This window comes from Clostridium chromiireducens (assembly GCF_003575225.1).
Classification (GTDB): Bacteria; Bacillota; Clostridia; order Clostridiales; family Clostridiaceae; genus Clostridium; species Clostridium chromiireducens.
Map to the genome: position 1 here is coordinate 191681 of NZ_QXDJ01000004.1, position 21247 is coordinate 212927.

Annotated in this window: 17 protein-coding genes and 2 pseudogenes; 9 read left to right on the forward strand and 10 right to left on the reverse strand. The window is 30.3% G+C overall.

All coding sequences use genetic code 11. The annotated features are described in order from the left end of the window. Positions 1–58 precede the first annotated feature (58 nt). Positions 59–1261, forward strand: a complete 1203-nt coding sequence (gene nhaA, locus D2A34_RS16750) for a Na+/H+ antiporter NhaA (RefSeq protein WP_079441202.1) — start codon at positions 59–61, stop codon at positions 1259–1261. A gap of 130 nt (positions 1262–1391) precedes the next feature. Then, positions 1392–2447, forward strand: coding sequence for a galactose ABC transporter substrate-binding protein (locus D2A34_RS16755; protein WP_079441203.1), 1056 nt, complete (start codon positions 1392–1394; stop codon positions 2445–2447). Positions 2448–2565: 118 nt separating this feature from the next. On the opposite strand, the gene D2A34_RS16760 is transcribed toward D2A34_RS16755, so the two are convergent. From D2A34_RS16760 to D2A34_RS16780, 5 genes are all read right to left on the reverse strand, one after another. After that, positions 2566–4200: a putative ABC transporter permease subunit gene (locus D2A34_RS16760; RefSeq protein ID WP_119367354.1), complete on the reverse strand. Its 1635-nt coding sequence runs from the start codon at positions 4198–4200 to the stop codon at positions 2566–2568. Then, positions 4187–4918, reverse strand: coding sequence for an ABC transporter ATP-binding protein (locus D2A34_RS16765; protein ID WP_079441205.1), 732 nt, complete (start codon positions 4916–4918; stop codon positions 4187–4189). The genes D2A34_RS16760 and D2A34_RS16765 overlap by 14 nt, the downstream gene beginning before the upstream one ends. A gap of 159 nt (positions 4919–5077) precedes the next feature. Beyond that, positions 5078–6100, reverse strand: a complete 1023-nt coding sequence (locus D2A34_RS16770) for a radical SAM/SPASM domain-containing protein (protein ID WP_079441206.1) — start codon at positions 6098–6100, stop codon at positions 5078–5080. Between the two features lie 2 nt (positions 6101–6102). Further along, positions 6103–6993, reverse strand: coding sequence for a hypothetical protein (locus D2A34_RS16775; RefSeq protein ID WP_079441207.1), 891 nt, complete (start codon positions 6991–6993; stop codon positions 6103–6105). A 294-nt stretch (positions 6994–7287) separates the two neighbouring features. Continuing rightward, positions 7288–9330: a thioredoxin domain-containing protein gene (locus D2A34_RS16780; protein WP_119367355.1), complete on the reverse strand. Its 2043-nt coding sequence runs from the start codon at positions 9328–9330 to the stop codon at positions 7288–7290. 277 nt (positions 9331–9607) lie between these two features. Between D2A34_RS16780 and D2A34_RS16785 the strand changes: the two genes are divergently transcribed. From D2A34_RS16785 to D2A34_RS16810, 6 genes are all read left to right on the forward strand, one after another. Beyond that, the gene (locus D2A34_RS16785; RefSeq protein ID WP_079441209.1) at positions 9608–10288 is read left to right on the forward strand and encodes a GntR family transcriptional regulator; all 681 of its coding nucleotides are present in this window, start codon (positions 9608–9610) and stop codon (positions 10286–10288) included. A 34-nt stretch (positions 10289–10322) separates the two neighbouring features. Further along, positions 10323–11261, forward strand: a complete 939-nt coding sequence (locus D2A34_RS16790; RefSeq protein WP_079441210.1) for an AEC family transporter — start codon at positions 10323–10325, stop codon at positions 11259–11261. 110 nt (positions 11262–11371) lie between these two features. Continuing rightward, on the forward strand, positions 11372–11554 hold the full coding sequence (locus tag D2A34_RS16795) for a DUF1540 domain-containing protein (protein WP_079441211.1): 183 nt from the start codon (positions 11372–11374) through the stop codon (positions 11552–11554). Positions 11555–11967: 413 nt separating this feature from the next. After that, the gene (ilvD, locus tag D2A34_RS16800) at positions 11968–13638 is read left to right on the forward strand and encodes a dihydroxy-acid dehydratase (RefSeq protein ID WP_119367356.1); all 1671 of its coding nucleotides are present in this window, start codon (positions 11968–11970) and stop codon (positions 13636–13638) included. Positions 13639–13876: 238 nt separating this feature from the next. After that, complete coding sequence (locus D2A34_RS16805) at positions 13877–14596, forward strand: DUF434 domain-containing protein (RefSeq protein WP_079441213.1); 720 nt, start codon at positions 13877–13879, stop codon at positions 14594–14596. 135 nt (positions 14597–14731) lie between these two features. Then, positions 14732–15802 carry a hypothetical protein gene (locus D2A34_RS16810; protein ID WP_119367357.1) on the forward strand — a complete coding sequence of 357 codons (1071 nt, stop codon included), beginning with the start codon at positions 14732–14734 and terminating at the stop codon, positions 15800–15802. Between the two features lie 191 nt (positions 15803–15993). Here D2A34_RS16810 and D2A34_RS16815 read toward each other — a convergent pair. Further along, positions 15994–16460 (reverse strand): annotated as a pseudogene (locus D2A34_RS16815) (superoxide dismutase); the annotation flags it as partial. A gap of 119 nt (positions 16461–16579) precedes the next feature. Here D2A34_RS16815 and D2A34_RS16820 point away from each other — a divergent pair. Further along, on the forward strand, positions 16580–17227 hold the full coding sequence (locus D2A34_RS16820) for an FMN-dependent NADH-azoreductase (protein ID WP_079441215.1): 648 nt from the start codon (positions 16580–16582) through the stop codon (positions 17225–17227). A gap of 135 nt (positions 17228–17362) precedes the next feature. On the opposite strand, the pseudogene D2A34_RS27260 reads toward D2A34_RS16820, so the two are convergent. From D2A34_RS27260 to D2A34_RS16840, 4 genes and pseudogenes are all read right to left on the reverse strand, one after another. After that, positions 17363–17701, reverse strand: a pseudogene (locus D2A34_RS27260) (N-acetyltransferase family protein); the annotation flags it as partial. A gap of 14 nt (positions 17702–17715) precedes the next feature. Then, entirely contained in the window at positions 17716–18696 is a 981-nt protein-coding gene (locus tag D2A34_RS16830; protein WP_079441226.1) for a D-isomer specific 2-hydroxyacid dehydrogenase family protein, read from the reverse strand. A 133-nt stretch (positions 18697–18829) separates the two neighbouring features. Next, on the reverse strand, positions 18830–20074 hold the full coding sequence (locus D2A34_RS16835; protein ID WP_079441216.1) for an Nramp family divalent metal transporter: 1245 nt from the start codon (positions 20072–20074) through the stop codon (positions 18830–18832). A 366-nt stretch (positions 20075–20440) separates the two neighbouring features. Then, complete coding sequence (locus D2A34_RS16840; RefSeq protein WP_079441217.1) at positions 20441–21238, reverse strand: TIGR00266 family protein; 798 nt, start codon at positions 21236–21238, stop codon at positions 20441–20443. Between the last annotated feature and the right edge of the window lie 9 nt (positions 21239–21247).

Here is a 21247-nt window from a genome sequence, read left to right on the forward strand (position 1 = left end):
TTTTGTTAGATAATTTTTTTAGTTCAGGGAAATAATTAATAAGAAAGGATGTTAAATTATGAAAAGTAAACTTAATTTTAAAATCTCCAATATGCTGCTATACTTTTTTAAAAATGAATCTTCTAGTGGAATATTACTTTTGATTTGTGCTATTACCTCAATAATAATTGCAAATTCTAGTTTTGCTGAAACCTATAATCACATACTCCATAAATATATTACAATTGGTTATGGAAAATTTTCTTTATCTCTGTCAGTTCTTCATTGGATAAATGATGGACTTATGACTATTTTTTTCCTTGTAGTTGGTACTGAAATAAAAAGGGAGCTAGTTATAGGCGAACTAAAATCAATAAAAAAAACTATACTTCCTATCTCTGCTGCAATAGGCGGTATGATTATACCTGCAATCATATATTCATTATTTAACTATAACCAAACTACTTTTTCTGGCTGGGGAATTCCTATGGCAACTGATATTGCCTTTGCTCTAGGGGTACTTTCTCTAGTAGGAAAAAATGCTCCTAAAGGTATAGTTGTATTTCTTACTGCTTTGGCCATCATTGATGATTTAGGTGCTATCATAGTTATCGCTGTATTTTATACTAATCAAATTTCTTGGATTGCACTTTTCTTAGGTTTACTTGTTTTTGTTGGACTTTTACTAGCTAATAAAGTTAATAATAAATTCACATCTATTTTTATTATTGGAGGAATATTATTATGGCTTTGTTTGTTAAAATCCGGAATACACGCAACAATAGCCGGTGTGCTCTTAGGAATGACACTGCCTCTTGGAAAAGGTGATAAAGAACCAGAAAACTCGATGTTATATAGGTTTGAGCATACTTTGGCTCCGTGGTCTTCTTTTGTAATCATGCCAATATTTGCGCTAGCAAACTCTGGTATAACAATTAATGTTAATAGCCTATCATCATATTTAGTCACACCAGTTAGTTTAGGCATAATATTTGGTCTCTTTTTTGGAAAACAATTAGGTGTATTTGGCGTTTCTTATATTTTAATAAAACTAAAAATCGCAAAACTTCCATCCCAAGTAACAAAAATGCATTTATATGGTGCGAGTGCTTTAGCTGGTATTGGATTCACAATGTCACTCTTTGTTTCATCTTTATCCTTTACTGATGAAACTGCCTTATCCTCTGCAAAGATAAGTATTATGATTGCTTCTGTCTTATCCGCAGTACTAGGCAGTGTAGTATTTAAACTTATTAATTTCCCAAGCAATAATTCCAAATAACTACTTTAATAGCTGAAAATTTAATTATTAATCCATTCCTCAAGTGAAATTGAAATCAGAATATTTTTTTTGTTAAAGCACATCCTAAGATTAATCGGTATGATTATTAGCTATTTGATGGAGGATTTCGATGAGCATTTTAAAGAAATTATTAATATTCATTATTATTCTAGTTATGATGATAGTTCTTCAATTAGGAGTGTCTAATACCACTTCTTACGTTCATTCCCATATTGATAAAGGTATTCCTGTTAAGATAGCAGTATTCCAGGATAATGCAAATGCTATGTATATTTCTCTTCTCAGACAAAATTTAGAGCTTATTCAAAAAGAAAATGAAGATAAAGTTAACTTTACTTTTTTTAACGCTAATGATAATCAAACTATACAAAACGAAAGCATTGATAAAGCTCTTAAAGAAAATTATGACCTTTTTATTGTTGGTATAGTTAGTACTAACTTAAAGGATGTCGAAAGTGCTTTACGTAAAATCATGGATAAAAATATGCCTTTAATAATAAATCCGGATACGTCACAAGAAATACTAAACTTTATGAAACCATATAAACAATTTGTAATTATTGGAGCAGATTTTGAACAATCAGGTACTATGGAAGGAAAAATTCTTGTTAACGAATGGAACTTTCATAAGGAATCTATAGATAAAAATCATGATGATGTTCTGCAATATGTCATGTTAAGAGGCAGAATCGGAAGTCCTTTAACATATTTAAGAACAAAATATTCAGTACTAGCACTTAATGATGCTGGAATAAAAACAGAGGAACTTTCCTCACCTCACTGCGAATGGATACAAGATTGTGCCGAAAATGCCATTGAATCCCTATTTCTAAGATACGGAAATAAAATTGAAGCTATTATTTCAAACAATGATGCTATGGCAATAGGTGCAGTTGAAGCATTACAAAAATATGGATATAATAAAGGCAGCCAGATTTCAACGATACCTGTTGTAGGAATCGATGGAATGCCAGCTGCAAAAGAACTAATTAATAAAGGTTTTATGACAGGTACTGTTATAGTTGAACCGCATGATCTTGCTGAAGCCCTTTATGCCGTTGGAATGAATTTAGCTAAAGGTAGAAGTCCGGTAGAAAATACCAATTACAAACTAGATGATACAGGCTTTATAATTCATCTAAACTACAGTGAATATGTAAAATAAAGTATGATAAAATTAATAACCGCATATGTTTATCTTATTCTATTACAAATACTTCAGCGTAAAAAATTATCCCCCTTATTCCTATGAAAATAATAAGAGGGATTCTTTAAACTCAGTATTAATCTTGAGTATATACCTTATATGCTAATTTAAATAATAGCCTAAATAAAATATAACATCCAATAGAAACTATACTAAGGCAAATTCCAAAAATCATAATAAAATTTTTAATAATCAAAGCTGCTACTACAAGAATGCCCCCTAATATAAAGATAATGAGCATTACAAATAGAGGCATATAATTTTTCTTAAACATCGCTTTTTCATTTTCCCATGCTAATTTGGGAGCTCTAAAATCAATATATATTCCAAATAATGTTATTAATAATATAGATCCAAAAGCCGAAACAATACCTAAAGCAAATAATATTGGACTTGCTTTAATTAATATTAGCCCTAGCGAAACCACTAACGTCCCAACTTCATTAATACATAATGATGATAGAATTTTTGAATATAGTTGAGTTTTATAATCAACAGGTATATACTTTGCTACAATAAAATCTTTGCCTTCCCGTGATAATGCTGTTGCACCTGCACCACCAGCCATTATGCATGATGCTCCCCCAATAAATGTTATAACAATTACAATCCCGTACCATTCAGTGTTTACTTTTAGTAGTTCTGTATATTTCTCCAAATTTCCATTTGATAGAAATCCCATCCCCATTACTATTGGCATATAAAATATCATTGCTACACAATTAATAAAAAATTGAGGTGTTCTAAATATTGTTTTTATATCTTTTTTAATTAAAGCCTTCAATGGTGAATTTATCTTTATTAATTTTTTGGCCTCTCCAGTCTCTAAAATATTTTCTCTTTTGCTAAACGATTCAGAGAGTCCAATGACACCCTTAAGATATAATTTTCCTCCTATATAATAATATGCGATAAAAAATATTATACTTATAATTAAAGCAATAACTATATTTATTAATCCACTTAAATTATTATTGTATAGTAAACCATACGCGGAAAATTTATTTGTTATAAAAACTCCTGTCAACATTTCCATTGTATTATTATTACCTTGTGAAAATTTTTCAAGAATCTGTTCTGAAGTCATACTACTGCCTGAATTTGAATTTAAATAATTAAAAGCTATAATTAATATTAATGAAGCGCAGCCAGTAAACATCTTAAATGCATCTTTATGTTTTGACAAAGAAGTAAATCTCATTAGCACCATACAGATAAGTGCGGCTAATATCATAGGTAAAATGGGGGTTATTACTAATACAATCATTCCATATAAGTAGTATAAAAAATATGCTTTTGATACTACGCCATATGCTGCTAAAGGTAAAATGAGCATTCCGGTATATATATACATATTAATTAATACTGCAATAAATTTCCCAAAAATTATTTCGCTACTTTTAAAAGGAAGTGGTAATATCACTTCTATATCATCAGCAAAATAAAATACATTCATTATTGTATAAACACCAAAGAAAAAAGATACAGCTGTTCCTAGTGATAAAATAATAGCTATAAGCATTCCTTCCTGACCCATTGAGTGAAATGTTTCGTAGCTTTCTGATATCATAAGGGTAAATGGAAGAGATAGCATACATACTATTATTATCATAAGTGCTATTATAAAACCCGGCTTCATTTTGCTGCCTACAAACATTTCATCGAGAGCGTTTCGTACGAAATATTTTGTTATTAACTTAAGCCTGCTCATTTTCGGTCATCTCCAAAAACATTTCTTCTAAGGATTCATTTTCCTTAAACTCATCTCTTAACTTCTCTAGTGTCCCATTAAATATCAGTTGTCCTTTATTAATTATTGCTACTTCATCACATACTTTTTCAGCCACCTCAAGGACATGTGTTGAAAAAATCACTGTATTCCTAGCGTCCGCATGTTCTCTCATCATTTCTTTTAATATAAACGCTGATTTTGGATCTAATCCTGTCATAGGTTCATCCAATATCCAAATCTTTGGCCTATGTATCATTACTCCCATTAGCACTATCTTCTGTCTCATGCCATGAGAATATGTTTGAATTTTATCTCCCAAAGCTAAACTCATTTCAAACCGCTTAGACATTTCATCTATTCTATATATTCTCTCATCTTTTGAAACTCTATAAACATCAGCCATAAAATTCAAATATTCTATTCCTTTTAATCTTAAAAACATATCTGGACTGTCAGGGACATAACCAAATTGTTCTTTTGCCTTGATTGGATCTTTGTTAATATCAATACCATTGATTTCTATTGTTCCCTTAGTTGGTGATATTATCCCTGTTATCATTTTTATAGTAGTTGTTTTTCCGGCTCCGTTAGGTCCAAGTAGTCCATAAATTTTTCCATCCTGAATCTCTAGATTCAAATTATTTACTGCATAATAACTTCCATTATAACTTTTTGTTATGTTATTTATATTTATCATCAATTCAAGCCTCCTTATAGTATTATTATACTGAAGTTCTAATTCAAAATGATTAAATCAAGCTTAATTAAAACTTAAATTTCCTTATTAACCTCTTAATCCGAAGTCATATTTTTTAAGCTCTATTCCATGATATTATTTATATCTAAAAATCCTATTTCATATTTCATCCCTAATCATACATCCATAATCTCCATATTTATAGCTTCCATATATTCCAAATGATATACATTTGGCGCCACCATTGCACAAATTTAAGAAGTCACATTTTGAACAGCCCTTCGGAATTTGTTTAAAATTTTGCAATTCTTTAAAGATCTTTGCCTCAAAGTATATATCTTTAAGGGACCTCTCTTTTATATTTCCCGCTACAATTGGAAGTCTCCTACAAGGCATAACATCTCCATTTTCAAGAAGTACTATAAGACCATCTCCTGCGCTACACTTATAGCAATCACTAATACCATTTAAAAACTGCAAACTTCTTTCCCCAGAAATTATAGTTTTTGAAAATTTATTTATTAGGCTACTTTGTTCACGGCTTATTAAATTTATATACTCAATAACTTGCTCTTTATTTAAAGTTTTCACTTCTGCATTATTGCCTAAGCCAATTGATACCATTCTATCTGTCCAAACTTTATATGCTTTACATCGTTTAGCTACTCTTACAACATCTCCAAATTCCTTATAATTTTTATTGTTTGCTGTAAATGAGACTAATGCTTTTATATGATATTTGTTAAGAAGTTTTAAGGATTTGATTACTTCATCATAAGAGTTTACTCCTCTTATTTTATCGTGGGTTTCTCTTCTTCCATCTAAACTCACCTGCACCATCTTAGGATTATATTTTTTTAATCTTTTAACATTCTCATCATCTAAAAAGGAGCCGTTAGTAAGAATTCCAAAATCAAAATACTCACTATTCTTTTTAAAATAATCAAGCAGTTCCCAAATATCTTCCCTAACAAACGGCTCCCCACCAGTTATATTTACTTGTCCTTTTAGGTTTTGATTGTTCATTTTATTATATTCAATTAGAAGCTTTAAATATTGTTCTCCATGATTTATTAGTTCTTCTATGGAGAATTCACTTCCTTCATAGCTATCTTGGTAGCAATGTTTACATCTTTTATTGCATCTCTTAGTAATATGCCATTGCATAATTAGTCTTTTCAAAATTAATTTCCTCCACATCCTCCACAAGATGAGCAAGAAGAACATGAGGAACCCGAGCATGATGAGCAGGAAGAACATGAGCTCCCAGAATTATTATTAAAAGAATTATTATTTTCTTTAGTATAAATACTACTCACTCCTAAGAAATACATCCAAGAACTGGTCATTAAAAAGTCCTGAGCTACATCTGGATTGTTTTCATTGATTTTATTAGTATTTCCTTTACTACTCTTATAGTACTTTTCAAAAGCCTCTTTTGATGCTTTTCCGCATCTCGTCAATTTATCATTCAAATGAATATGTAGAACAATCTTACTGATTATGAAAATTAAAATAATCTCAAATACAAGCGCTCCTACCGGCATTCCATACGCTATTCCACCAACAAGCCTCCAAATTCCTGGAACCAAAACAACAACCATTCCAAGATTTGAGACAGACTTACTTTCTCTTATTATCACATCATCCTTAATTAAACCATCTAATACCAATTTATTATAAATTCTATCGTAATGCGTCTTAAACTCTTTTTCATTAACCATATCAGGCTCAAAATCTTTAGGTGCAAACTTATCCAAGTATAAAATATACACATTTTCTTCAATAGGTGTTAAAAAAGAAGATAACTCTTTATTTATTTGAAATTTTTTATCTTCTTCATCCTTTACTAATAATCCCTTTGCATAAAGTTTATAAGTTATATAATAGAACATGCCATGCAAATTATATTTATTATTTAATACATAATATTTATCTTCATCCAATCCTGATATTATAAAGTCTTTTTTATCAGAATTATGTAATAGCCTTCGTATAACTATTAATACTACAACGGCAAATATCCCATAAATAATCAAAAAATCCTGACCCTTAATAAATGGCAAAAATCTCATTACTATTCCCCCAATATTTTGTAACTAAATCTTTAATAATTTTATAATATCATCACTTCATATAATTAGTATAGATATATTTTACTTTATAATCCAAATAATCATAAAGTTAGAAATAAATACTCTCAAGTCACTGCTTAAACATTTATCCTTGTTTGTGTTGGAAGTATTACTATTTCTTTTTCCTAGATAAAGATTTTAATAAAAAAGATGTTTTGCAAACAGTTGTATAACTATTTGCAAACACCCTTTTTTATTCCCTCTAATCCTACATAATATTTCATAAACCCATAACTAGTACTTTTCCAATAGTTTTCTTAACTCATCTATATCATTAACTGGTGCTAAGCAACTTTTTCCCTCACATAAATAATAAGTTGATTTATCGTTTATAAAATCATAGTCTTTAATAAAAGGTATTAACTTTTCAATCTCATCTTTATTATCACTACACTTAATTATGGTTGTTAAATTAAATGTAGGAATTTCGCTAATCAAATCTTTAAGTTTTTCCTCATCACTTTTATCTTTAATAAGACATACTAATTCTTTTCCATGATTTAATGCAAAAGATGCTGCCATAAGGAAAAATGAATGGTTTACTTCCTCTCCAAATACAGATCCTGAAATGAAATTTAACTGCTTTTCAGCCATTTCTTCCAATGTTGAATCTCCTGTTATTCTCGAAAGCTTAATTAAGTTATAAGCTGCAACTGAATTCCCTGATGGCATTGCTCCATCATATAATTCCTTAGGTCTTGCTATTAGTTTTTCGCCATCTTCTCCGTAAAGAAAAAATCCATGTTTTTCATTGTCCCAAAATAAGTTAATCATATCATTATTTAAATCAATTGCTTTCTTCAAAAAAGTAATATCATAACAACTTTCATAAAGTTCTATTAATCCATAACAAAGAAAGGCATAATCTCCCAAATACGCTTTATGACGAGATTCTTCATCTCTATATCTTGCTAATAATCTTTTATTCTCATCAATTAAATTATCAAATATGAAGTTAACTGCTTTCTTGGCATATTCAAAATATCGTATATCCTCTATAACTTTATATGCTTTTCCAAGTGCTGCTATCATAAGTCCGTTCCAAGATGTAAGAATTTTATCATCCTTATGCAATTCCATCCTATTGCTTCTATATAGTAGAATTTCTTCACTTAAATCTTTTATTCTATTATTAAGTATATAATACTCGCTATTTTCAAGTAAATTAGGAATATTTTTTCCTTCAAAATTACCTTTAGGAGTCATATTAAAATACCTATTGAAATACTTCCCATCTTCTTCGCCTAAAACTTTAATAATTTCAGAAGGTCTAAAAACATAATATTTACCTTCCTCACCTTCACTATCAGCATCCTCAGCGCAGTAAAATCCACCATCTTCGCTTCTTAGTTCTCTAAAGACATATTCTAATGCTTTTATAGCAACATCCTTATATAATTCATTTCTTGTAACCTCGTAACCTTCAAGATATGCAATAATCAGTAAAGCATTGTCATATAACATTTTTTCAAAATGAGGAACTAACCACTTATTGTCAGTAGAATATCTTGAGAAACCAAATCCAATATGATCAAATATTCCTCCTCTATACATGGAATCCAATGTTTTCTCAACCATTTCTAATGCTTTACTTTCTTTATGCTCTTGGTTATATCTAAGCAAAAACATTAACAGGTTCGGCGTAGGAAATTTAGGCGCAGATCCAAATCCACCATACTTTTCATCAAATATATGCAAAAGTTGATTATATCCATTCCTTAATATCTTTGGAGCTAATTCAACTTTGTTAAATTCACCTTCCAAATATTTATTTAAATCCGATATAATCCCTTCACTTGACAATATAATTTTGCTTCTATTTTCATTCCACTGCTTAATTATAGAATTTAATATATCCTTAAGGCCTGGAATATTATATTTTGGTTCTTTAGGAAAATATGTTCCAGCAAAAAACGGCTTTTGATCTGGAGTCATTATTATTGTAAGCGGCCAGCCACCATGTCCAGTTAAAGCTTGGCATACTGTCATATATACACTATCAACATCTGGTCTTTCTTCTCTATCTACTTTTATTGCTACAAAATTATCATTCATAATTTCAGCTACTTCTTCATCTTCAAAAGATTCGTGAGCCATTACATGACACCAATGACATGTTGAATATCCAATAGATAAAAATATAGGCTTATCCTCTTCTTTTGCTTTATTAAATGCCTCATCACTCCACGCATACCAATTTATAGGATTTTCAGCATGTTGTAATAAGTACGGCGATTTCTCATTAATTAAATTATTAGCTTCGATTGTTGAAATCATATAGACACCTCCTTTAATAATGTAATAATTTAATAAAATTAGCTTTGCCAAGCTGCAAAAATATATACACACCATAACACACTCAAACAAAAATTTAACAAGATATCTTTATCAATATAACGATGCTTACTATGTAGTAGCATATGATTTTTAAATTACAATATATATTGCAAAGTTAATTTTAATAATTTATACTGATATTGTCGACAGTAGACATTTTAGTATTGATTAATAAAACTATACGATAATTATGTTTTGATACAAGGAGGATGTAACAATGGAAAATTATAAAATTGAGAAAGGTCCATCCTATTTTGACCAAGCTTACACATCAATAAAAGATATGATTTTTAATGGTATTTTAAAACCTGGCGATAGAATCTATGAATCAAAAATAGCTAGCGAATTTCAAATAAGTAGAAGCCCTGTAAGAGAGGCTATACGTTCTTTAGAAAAAGATGGCCTGATTTTAATTAGCGATAAATCAAAGATTACGGTCTATCAGCCCACTAAAGAAGATATCGAAAATATTTATGAATGCAGGCAGGCTTTGGAATCTCAAGCTGTAAGACTAACTACACGTAAAGCTTCCGATTCAGAATTAGAACGGATTGAAGCCACTTTGTTTGAAACTCAAAAAAATATAGAGAACTTTGATGATAAGTTAGTTAAAACACTTATTTTATTGAACACTCAATTTCACGATTTAATTTTAAATTATAGTCAAAATAATCGTCTACGAAAACAGAGCAAAGATTTAAGCGCACTTACTTATTTCTATAGATCTATAGATATATATGAACATGATCGTATTATGGACATTTTTAATTACCATCTTAAAATATTTCATTATATTAAACAGAGGAATGAAGAAAAAGCTGGCGAAACTATGTATAACCATATAGGTAATGACTTAAAACACTTAGAAGCTATTCTATCGATTGAATCAATAATCTAAACAAACCTAAATCTATACAAAGGGAGATTTTATAATGATTATTTTTAACGCATTAGGAAGTGTATTCAGTATAGTATTAATGATTTCTACAGGATTTTTTCTATCTCACAAGGGATGGTTTGATGAAAAAACATCACAGCTTTTCTCAAAACTTGTATGTAATCTAGCAATTCCCTGTCTTATGATTTCTCAATTTACTGAAAGCTTTGATAAAGATAAATTGCTTAATCTGGGTGGTGGGCTATTCGCACCCTTTACATCAATGGCCTTAGGCTATTTAATTGCAGTACTGGTATCTAAACTTGTTAAAGTTAATAAAGGACGCATTGGTACTTTCAGATCAATGTTTTTTGTATCGAATTCTATATTTATTGGGCTTCCAGTAAATATGGCCCTATTCGGAGAAAAAAGTATACCTAATGTTTTACTGTACTACATAGCTAATACTACCTTTTTTTGGACAATAGGTGTTTATGAAATCAGTAGAGATGGACAATCTGGAAAAGCTAATATTTTATCACTTGATACAGTAAAGAGAATTATGTCTCCTCCCCTACTAAGCTTTGTATTTGCAATTATACTTGTATTGTCTAATGTTCATTTACCGAAGTTTATTCTAGACACATGCAAGTACTTTGGAAATTTGACTACACCTTTAGCCATGTTATTTATTGGAATAACAATTTATTCTGTTAACTTAAAGGAATTCAAATTAAGCCTAGATATGGCAGCAATAATTTTAGGTAGATTTCTCATTTCACCACTGCTAATTCTTGTGTTATGCAACATTATAAATATACCTTTACTTATGAAAGAAGTATTTGTAATTCAAGCTGCCATGCCAGTAATGACCAATACAGCTATAGTCTCTAAACGCTATGGAGCTGATTATGAATATGCAACCATAAGTACAATAATTACAACTATTTTAAGTTTGTTGGCTATTCCTATTTATATGATATTGTTAAGTTAAAGCGATTTATTATGCAAAAAAATTTTATTATTACCGTGATATTATAGCACTTATAATTTTTTTCGAATAAGAAAAATGTATAACTAATAATATTATTAGATGTAACAACTATGAAACCAGAAAAAATGGGTTCACCAAATCAAGGAATTAAATGTGTTGTTAATACATGTCACTATTATATGTCAGGCGACCACTGTTGCGCTCAACAAATTGAAGTTCAACTAAAAAATGCACATGACACTCAAAAAACAGACTGCGCTACATTTATTCCGGAGGGTCAAAGTAAATATTAATTAGTTATTGTGAGTCATGCAGATTACTTATTAATCTGCCCGACTCTTTCTGTTATGTATAATATAATAATTATCATAAAACACTTTAGATGCTTTTCTGTTTCTTTATATCTTCCTTTGTAAATTATAATGTATTCTTCAAAATATCTATCTTTTCACAATCTCAAGCATACGTTAGACATATTCAAAGAGATATGACATCTTCCATTCTATAATTTTATAAAAAAATAATTTTCCTTATATATTTTTAACACAGTATCATACACATGACACTATTTTTTAATAAGTTCTTATTTGCAAATCATAAGTTCAAATAATCTAAATCAAAATCTAACCACTCCATTGACAATAGACATCATACAACGTATAATATTTATATACAAATACGGTAATAGTATTAAGGAGGTTACACAATGAAAAGTCATGTAATAACAAAAGGAGCAAAAAGTGCTCCACAACGTTCACTACTTAGTGCATTAGGTTTAACAAAAGAAGAAATGGAAAGACCTTTAATTGGTATAGTTAGTTCACAAAACGATATCGTTCCAGGTCATATGAATTTAGATAAAATAGTTAATGCTGTAAAAATGGGTGTTTCTATGGCCGGAGGTACTCCAATAGTTTTCCCTGCAATCGCTGTATGTGATGGAATTGCAATGGGACATGAAGGAATGAAGTATTCATTAGTTACAAGAGATCTAATTGCAGATTCTACAGAAGCAATGGCAATGGCTCATGCTTTTGATGCTTTAGTAATGGTTCCAAACTGCGATAAAAATGTTCCAGGACTATTAATGGCTGCTGCAAGAGTTAATATTCCAACTATATTTGTAAGTGGTGGTCCAATGCTTGCCGGAAAAGTTGACGGATGTAAGACAAGCCTTTCCAGCATGTTTGAAGCTGTTGGTGCTTATAATGCTGGGAAAATTACTGCTGAAAAATTAGATGAATATGAAAACAATGTATGCCCTACTTGCGGTTCTTGTTCAGGAATGTATACAGCAAATAGCATGAACTGTTTAACAGAAGTTCTTGGAATGGGCCTTAAAGGAAATGGTACAATCCCTGCAGTTTATTCTGATAGAATTAAACTTGCTAAACATGCTGGAATGAAAATCATGGAATTACTTGATAAGAATATAAGACCAAGAGATATTATGACGGAAGCTGCATTTATGAATGCATTAACAATGGATATGGCCCTTGGATGTAGTACAAACAGTATGCTGCATTTACCTGCAATTGCACATGAAGTTGGATTTGATTTAAATGTTGACATAGCAAATGAAATCAGTGCTAAAACACCAAACCTTTGTCATCTTGCTCCTGCAGGACATACTTATATTGAAGACTTAAATGACGCTGGTGGAATCTACGCAGTTATGAATGAAATAAATAAGCTTAGTTTATTAAATACTGATTTAGTAACATGTACTGGAAAAACTGTTGGTGAAAACATTGAAGGCTGCATAAATAAGAATCCTGAAGTTATAAGACCTGCTGAAAATCCATATAGCCAAACTGGTGGAATAGCAGTTCTTAAAGGAAATCTTGCACCTGATTCTTGTGTTGTTAAGCGTTCAGCAGTTGTCCCTGAAATGTTAAAGCATGAAGGTCCAGCCAAAGTATTCGACTGTGAAGAAGATGCTCTTGAAGCTATAAATACAGGAAAAATTGTTGCTGGAGATGTTGTAGTTATAAGATATGAAGGTCCAAAAGGCGGTCCTGGTATGAGAGAAATGCTTAATCCAACTTCTGCAATTGCAGGAAGAGGACTTGGAAGCTCTGTTGCTCTTATAACAGATGGACGTTTCAGTGGTGCAAGTAGAGGTGCTTCAATTGGTCACGTTTCTCCTGAAGCTGCTGTTGGTGGTAATATTGCTTTAGTTGAAGACGGGGATATCATCCAAATTGATATCAATGCTAATACTATTAACTTCGTAGTTAGTGACGAAGAATTAGAAATAAGAAGAGCAAACTGGAAACCAAGACAACCTAAGATTACAACAGGTTACCTTGCTAGATATGCTGCACTTGTAACATCTGGTAACAGAGGAGCTATTTTAGACATACCTAGAATGTAATCTATTCATTTAGATATCATTAAATTAATCGAATAACATACTTTAGTAGCCAAGTATAATAGAATTTATTCAATTATACTTGGTTTTTATAATTAACCTAAATGTTTAATCACACTACTACTCCCTTATCAAATTTTCTCACATCTTAAAATTGATTGTTATTTTCTCTTCAAACTATGGCTATAATTCACAATATATTTATGAGTTCTTAAAAACAACTCTTTAGGAGGAATTGTACATGCCAGAAATAATTCAAAGGGGTTTTGTTTCATCTGATAGACTGGAATTTAATGAACATAATGTGGCTTTATTAAAGAAAGCCCAAAAGCATATTTGCTATCTTTTAGATAATGGATATGGAATTGATAAAACAATTGAGTTTGTAGGTAATCATTTTTTGTTTTCAGCTAGGCAGAGGATGGCATTAAAAAGAAGCTTATCCTCTTTTCAAGATATTCAGAGGCGGAAAAATCACAAATTAGCAGCTGGGTATGAAAAAAGTACTATACATATTGATGGATTAAATACAATCATTACTCTTGAGGTTGCATTATCAAATTCAACTTTGCTTAGGTGTATGGATGGAACTTTGCGAGACTTAGCCGGATTGCGCGGAACATATAAACTAATTGATAAAACAGATTTTGCCATTGAATTAATTGGAGAAAAGCTAAACAATATGAAAATAACAAAGACAGTTATATATTTGGATTCTCCTGTTTCAAATACTGGAAGATTAAAATCAAAAATACTAGATATTTTGAATAAATATGATTTTGAAACCAAGGTACTTTTGGTTCCAAATGCAGATGTTGTATTAAACAAGTTAGATCATGTAGTTACTAGTGACGGAATAATTTTAAATACTTGTGGCAGCTGGATTAATTTAGTTTATGAGATCGTGGATGAAAAACTACCGAATACAGCTTTTATTGATTTCACGTTTGATCATATATAAAAATAATCTTTTATAATATCATTCTAGATTTGGTTACTTAACTCATTAAAATATTCCAACACTTTTTTTAGTTATAGCATTAATCGTTTTTTTGAATATAATATTTATGACTAATTTATAAGGAGTTATAAATAAATGTTAGACGACAAAGATCTTACCTATGAAGATAATATGAATTTTGAAAAATTTGAATTTACAGCTGATATCCCTGATATAAAAATAGGGGATCGATCACCTTTCCCTCCATTCCTTGGTGGTGGTGGCAATTTCCCTCCGCAAGGGAATTATCCACCTAATTTTGATATTTCTGATTCTGATTCTCACTCTTCTCCTAACTTTAACTACCCAGGCGGAGGAAAATTCAATCCACCAGGAATGCCTAAATCACCTCCTCCAAATTATACACCTCGTAAAAATGATACTGGTGTTCAGAAGCTTGGATATTCTGATGGTGTAGGTGTTAAAGCTGTCAGTCAAAATTCAATAAGATTTTGTCTTTTTAAATACACATATATCTGGCAGACAAATGGTAGAAGTTATTGGGCTTTTCTTTTAAATGTTGACAGACAATCAGTCTCTGGTTTCAGATGGTTTGGCAGGAATTGGGTATACTTTGGGTTAGATTTAAGAAGAATTGATTCTTTTGTATGTTATAGATCTTCTAACGAAAAATGTGAAGAATGCACAACACTAAGAAGGGGCAATATGCTTTTGGATAACACAAAAGCATATTTCATAAATGGTACAAGAGACGTCTACACTCAAACTTTAGCTTCACTTGATATACCTGAATTTAAAGAGGATTTTATAACCGAAACTGTAGCCTATTTAGACGATAATAAAGTTGATAGCGAAATGCCTTGTGTAAAAGCAAGAAATATTAATTATAGACTTACTTTAGAAGTAAGCTATCCAAGCACTTATGATGATGACTTAAAAAATATAATTAATAAATTTGCTAATGAGTCTTATGAGGATTCATTTAACTTAAGATGTGATTTAACTGATGCTAATCCTCTTGAAACTTTTAACTCAACATTAACGCTAGCACCTAATATTCTTAAATCTTTTTCTGATTCATTTAACTTAAAACTTAGGTCATTAGACTCAACAATCGATGATTGGAACAACATTGCTTACTCTATTAGAACCGAAAAGATATACAACAATTGGAAACCTTATTTTTATAATGATTCATTATATTAAAACAAATATTTTGTCTATGTAATATATCTGAAAGAAGGAAATTTTTATTAATATTTTATACCAACGTAATTTTCTTTCGGAGATAATTTGCTGCTTTGTTTTTAAAAATAAATAATTTATTACAGTATTAAAATTAATAAAGCTAGATAGCATTATACTGCAATCTAGCTTTATTAATAATTTTAAAATAATTATATCCAATAATTCTTATATAAATCTTCAACTTTTTCCCAATCCACTACATTCCATATATTTTGAACATAGTCGGCTCTTAAGTTATTATATTTTAAATAGTACGCATGTTCCCATACATTTATAGTTAAAATCGGAATCAATCCATTCATAGCAGGAGAATTTTGATTTAATGTATTTTTAACCGATAATTTACCATCCTTATCCTTATCCTTAACTAAAAATCCATAACCAGATCCAAATTGACCTATAGCCACATTACTCACTTCAGTTTTCAATGTATCTAAATCACCAAAGGTATTATTAATTTTTACTAATAATTCTCCCTCTAGTGCCTTCTTTGGAGTTGGAGAAAGAAGAGCGAAGTATAAATTATGATTAGAAACTCCTCCTCCTTGATCAATTACCCCTTGCCTAATTTCTTCAGGCAATTCATCTACACTGCTATTAATTGATCTAGAGATTTGATTTAAAAGTTAATTCTTAATTTATAAGAGTATTTATTATTGAGGAACATTATATAAATATTATCCTAAAATAAGATAATACTAAATATAAAGATTAACCAAAAGAAGGTGAATTACATTGAAAAAATTACTTTATATAACAGTAAATTCAAAGCCTGAGAAGTTATCAGCAAGCAAAACAGTCGGAAGAGAGCTCGTAAATAGATTTATTACTAAACATTCTGATTTTGAATTGGAAGAACTAGATTTGTATAGCTGCCATATACCAAGATTAGAATATGAGTACTTTGAGAAAAGAAACTGCATGCTAAAAGAGAAAGAATTCAACAAATTAAATGAACATCAAAAAGATGAAGTTCATCAAATTGTTAAGCTAGCAGATCAATTTAAAGCAGCTGATTTATATGTTATTGCTGCTCCAATGTGGAGCCTCTCCTTTCCTTCCACTCTAAAAGAATATATAGATTGTGTCGTAATGGAAGGAAAAAGTATACATATTGAAGATGACCACGTTGAAGGTTTATTGAATGATAAGCAAAGAGGAATGATCTACATCCAATCTTCAGGCGGATCTATTCCTTGGTATTTAAGAATTGTAATGAATAAAGGATTGAATTACGTCCATGATATTATGAAATTTATAGGTATAAAAAGATTTGAGGAATTATTAGTTGATGGTACCGGAACCACTGAGAAAGAAAAAAAACAAGCAATACAAAATGCTATTGGAAAAATTGACGATATAATTGAAGAAGTATGGAGATAATTGCAGTGTTAATCTTAAATTCAATATAACACTATAGCAAAATGTTAAGAAGATGTGATATGTTAAAAATCAAAATTCATTTTACATCTTCATACATTTAACAATTAAGTATAACTCTATTCCAACTATATTACTTCAACCTTCCATAAGCACTACGTCATGCCATATACAATTGCTCATTCTGCTTATTTTTTCTCTCATTCCAATCTGTCTAAATCCACATTTTTTTATGTAATTCTATGCTTTCTATATTTTCTTTTATAATTCCGGACTGCAAAGTCTAGAAACCATTTTCTTCAGATAGCTTAATTACGTTTCTTAAAAGTACACTTCCTATTCCTTGTTCCCTAAATTATTGTCCAATATATATACTGACTTCAGCAACTCCTGAAAAACACATCTGCATGAAGTTGGAATTAAAGCAATCCAGCCTAATACATCTTTTCTTGAACGAGCTATTAATCTACAAGTTTTAGATTAATATATTGTTATACTATTTGCCATGGATTTTCTTTGTTTTCCATAAATAAAATACAACTTTTTATTGAATTTTCTACCATATCACTAACAGCTTGGTTCGTATAGAAAGCGGTATGTGGTGTTATAATCACGTTTGGGAATGACTTCAGAATAGCTAAATCTTTATTTCTTAGTATCTCGCCTTTTAAATCCTTGTAATATATATCAGCCTCATTTTCTAGTACATCTAAAGCAGCACCACCTATTTTATTTTCTTCAATTGCTGTAATTAAATCACTTGTATTAATTAAAGAGCCACGAGCGGTATTTATAATAAAAACTCCATTTTTCATTAAACTAATAGAATTTTTATTAATCATATGAAAATTATTATTCGTAGCTGGCATATGCAATGTTATTACATCACTATCTTTAATTATGGTATCGAAATCCACATACGTTGCATAGTTCTTTACACTTTCAGTCTCATATACATCATGTGCTAAGATTTTACATCCAAATCCGTTTAAATACCTGATTACCGTTTGTCCAATCTTCCCTGTACCTATTACCCCAACCGTCAAATTTGGCAACTCTTTTCCTTGAACTCCGCTTAAAGAATAATCTTGAATGTTACTTTTCTCCATTATTAACTTAACTTTTCTTATAGCCATAAGTATTAACATTATTGTATAATCAGCCACACTATTTGACGAGTATGTAGCATTTCCAATGTGGATACTAAGTTCTTTAGCCCTTTTTAAATCTATATGATCATATCCAACTGTTCTTGTAGAAACAAACTTAACACCTAACTCATGAAACTTTTCAATTAGTTCTGAATTTATCGCTGTTGTGATAATGCTAACACACTCAAATCCTTTTGCTAATTCAGCATTTTCCATTGTTGGTCCTTCATCACATAATGTCACTTCAATATTATATTTCTTACTAAATTTTTTAAAATATTCCGTTTCATCGCTTCTATGACTGTATGCTAAAATCTTCATTTCTCCAATCCTTTCCATAATATATTAGTCTACTATACTATTTTACCATACTTTTTAATATTAATTTACAATATTTGCATAAAAAAATAGGAGTATATTTTCTCTCCTATTTTGAAAATAATATTTACTTTGTTTAAAAGGAATTTACTAATAACATTATATTTAAAATTGTAACTATTCCAGCAATTATCCATAATGTTATTTTTTCTACCGGTGTATTTTTATATACACCCATTACTTTCTTTGAGGATGTCAAGTATATTTGAGTGAAAATGGTTATAGGTAACTGTATACTTAATAACATTTGAGAATATAATAGTCCTTGAAATGGATTGTTAATAAAAAATATTACAACTAATGAAAATAATATTGTTATTAATACACCTGTTTTACTATGCTTATTATTTATATCATATTCTTCTCCAAATAATCCTGCAAATATAGAACCTCCAGCCATTCCTGCAGTAACTGATGAGGCTAAGCCTGCAAAAAGCAATGCTATTGCAAATACTATCGAAGCCGAATTTCCAAGTAACGGTTTTAACATTGATTGAGCTTGTTCAAGTTCGGTAACCTGAATATTATTTTTGAAAAATGTTATTGCAACTAAAATCATAGCACTATTTATTATAAATCCAATTATCATAGATAACAATGTATCCATAAATTCATATTTTAATTGTTTCTCTAAGATTGACTTGTCCTTCAAGTTCCATTTCCTGCTTTGAATTACTTCTGAATGTAAAAATAAATTATGTGGCATTACGACTGCACCTAAAACACTCATTATTATCGGCAAAGAATTTAATGGTATACTGGGTATAACTGCACTTTGCAGAGCTTCTCCCCAATCTATATCAACCAAAAAAGTTTCAAATATAAATGATATTCCAATTATCGATACAAATCCAATAATTACTTTCTCAATTTTTCTATAGGAGTTGGAAAATAACATAACAACTATTACTGATGCAGAAATTAAAGCTCCTATTTTCAAAGGCATATTAAATAACATTTTCAAAGCTATCGCAGCTCCCAAAATTTCTGCCATTGCTGTACTTACAGCTGCTAACATTGCTGTAAGTGTAATTACTCTTCCAATACTTTTATTAACATGTTTATTGATTGCTTCAGAAATACATAATCCTGTTACTATTCCTAAATGAGCAGCGTTATGTTGCAATATAATAAGCATTATTGTAGATAATGTAACGATCCAAAGTAATTTATAACCATAACTTGATCCTGCTGCTATGTTTGACACCCAATTTCCTGGATCTATAAATCCAACTGTAACTAAAATTCCAGGTCCAATATACTTTAACAGGTCCGCCCCCAAAAGCTTATTTCTAACTGTTTTTTTGGATTTTTCCGCCATAATTAATCACCTCTCTTCTTTATTATATGATAATCATTATCGTTAGTAAAGACTTAAAATCTTACTGTTTAATGTATAAACACTTACCCTAGCAATTATAATATATATCCTTATTAATATTTAATAATTAATTTCTAATATACTATGCCATAAAATACTAAAATGCCACTCCTCAACATTCTCTTCTTAATGGGATTTTAAGTTACATTACCGAAAGATATATGTACCTAAATAACCAATTATAAATTTATTTATATATAAATTAACTCCAGAATATCAGTGTACAAGAAAACGACTTAAATTATTGTACCATAACAATTTAAGTCATTTCTATAAAATACCCACTCTATTTAGATTAATTCTAAATTAATTGTCCCCATCTAAGAAATTACCTAACATACCAAGTACACTGCCTTCTTCTTTGCCTCTTCCGCCTGCAGTTGGCGCTGCTGCAAATACACGTTCAGCCAGTCTGCTAAATGGTAAACTTTGTATCCACACTGTTCCCGGACCTGAAACTGTAGCAAAGAACACACCCTCTCCTCCAAACAGAGTATTTTTAATTCCACCTACAAATTGTATATCATATTGTACATCCCTAGTCATAGCAACAATACATCCAGTATCTATTTTTAATATTTCCCCTGGCATAAGATTTCTCTTAACAATTGCACCACAAGCATGTATAAAAGCCATTCCATCTCCCTCTAATTTTTCAAGAATGAATCCTTCTCCGCCAAAGAAACCTACGCTTAATTTTTTTCTAAAATCTATCCCTACAGAAACACCTTTTGCTGCACATAAAAAGGCATCTTTTTGACATATTAGCCTTCCACCAAGTGTGCTTAAATCCATAGGAAGTATTTTTCCGGGATAAGGTGCCGCAAAATATACCTTTTCTTTTAAAGTACCTGAATTTGTAAATGCCGTCATAAATAAACTTTCTCCTGTAAGTACCCTTTTACCCGCCGAAAAAAGCTTATCCATAAAGCCATTAGAATTCTGCTTTGATCCATCTCCAAAGATGGTTTCCATTTGTATGTTTGAGTCCATCATCATCATTGACCCTGCTTCTGCAATTACAGTTTCTGTTGGGTCTAATTCAATTTCCACATACTGCATATCATCGCCATAAATAGTATAGTCTATTTCGTGTGCATACATATTTCATTC

Bases quoted from the DNA above. Each gene is read 5' to 3' on its own strand.
- nhaA (WP_079441202.1), top strand. From the start codon at position 59: ATGAAAAGTAAACTTAATTTTAAAATCTCCAATATGCTGCTATACTTT.
- D2A34_RS16755 (WP_079441203.1), top strand. From the start codon at position 1,392: ATGAGCATTTTAAAGAAATTATTAATATTCATTATTATTCTAGTTATG.
- D2A34_RS16760 (WP_119367354.1), bottom strand. From the start codon at position 4,200: ATGAGCAGGCTTAAGTTAATAACAAAATATTTCGTACGAAACGCTCTC.
- D2A34_RS16765 (WP_079441205.1), bottom strand. From the start codon at position 4,918: ATGATAAATATAAATAACATAACAAAAAGTTATAATGGAAGTTATTAT.
- D2A34_RS16775 (WP_079441207.1), bottom strand. From the start codon at position 6,993: ATGAGATTTTTGCCATTTATTAAGGGTCAGGATTTTTTGATTATTTAT.
- D2A34_RS16780 (WP_119367355.1), bottom strand. From the start codon at position 9,330: ATGATTTCAACAATCGAAGCTAATAATTTAATTAATGAGAAATCGCCG.
- D2A34_RS16785 (WP_079441209.1), top strand. From the start codon at position 9,608: ATGGAAAATTATAAAATTGAGAAAGGTCCATCCTATTTTGACCAAGCT.
- D2A34_RS16790 (WP_079441210.1), top strand. From the start codon at position 10,323: ATGATTATTTTTAACGCATTAGGAAGTGTATTCAGTATAGTATTAATG.
- D2A34_RS16795 (WP_079441211.1), top strand. From the start codon at position 11,372: ATGAAACCAGAAAAAATGGGTTCACCAAATCAAGGAATTAAATGTGTT.
- ilvD (WP_119367356.1), top strand. From the start codon at position 11,968: ATGAAAAGTCATGTAATAACAAAAGGAGCAAAAAGTGCTCCACAACGT.
- D2A34_RS16805 (WP_079441213.1), top strand. From the start codon at position 13,877: ATGCCAGAAATAATTCAAAGGGGTTTTGTTTCATCTGATAGACTGGAA.
- D2A34_RS16810 (WP_119367357.1), top strand. From the start codon at position 14,732: ATGTTAGACGACAAAGATCTTACCTATGAAGATAATATGAATTTTGAA.
- D2A34_RS16830 (WP_079441226.1), bottom strand. From the start codon at position 18,696: ATGAAGATTTTAGCATACAGTCATAGAAGCGATGAAACGGAATATTTT.
- D2A34_RS16835 (WP_079441216.1), bottom strand. From the start codon at position 20,074: ATGGCGGAAAAATCCAAAAAAACAGTTAGAAATAAGCTTTTGGGGGCG.
- D2A34_RS16840 (WP_079441217.1), bottom strand. From the start codon at position 21,238: ATGTATGCACACGAAATAGACTATACTATTTATGGCGATGATATGCAG.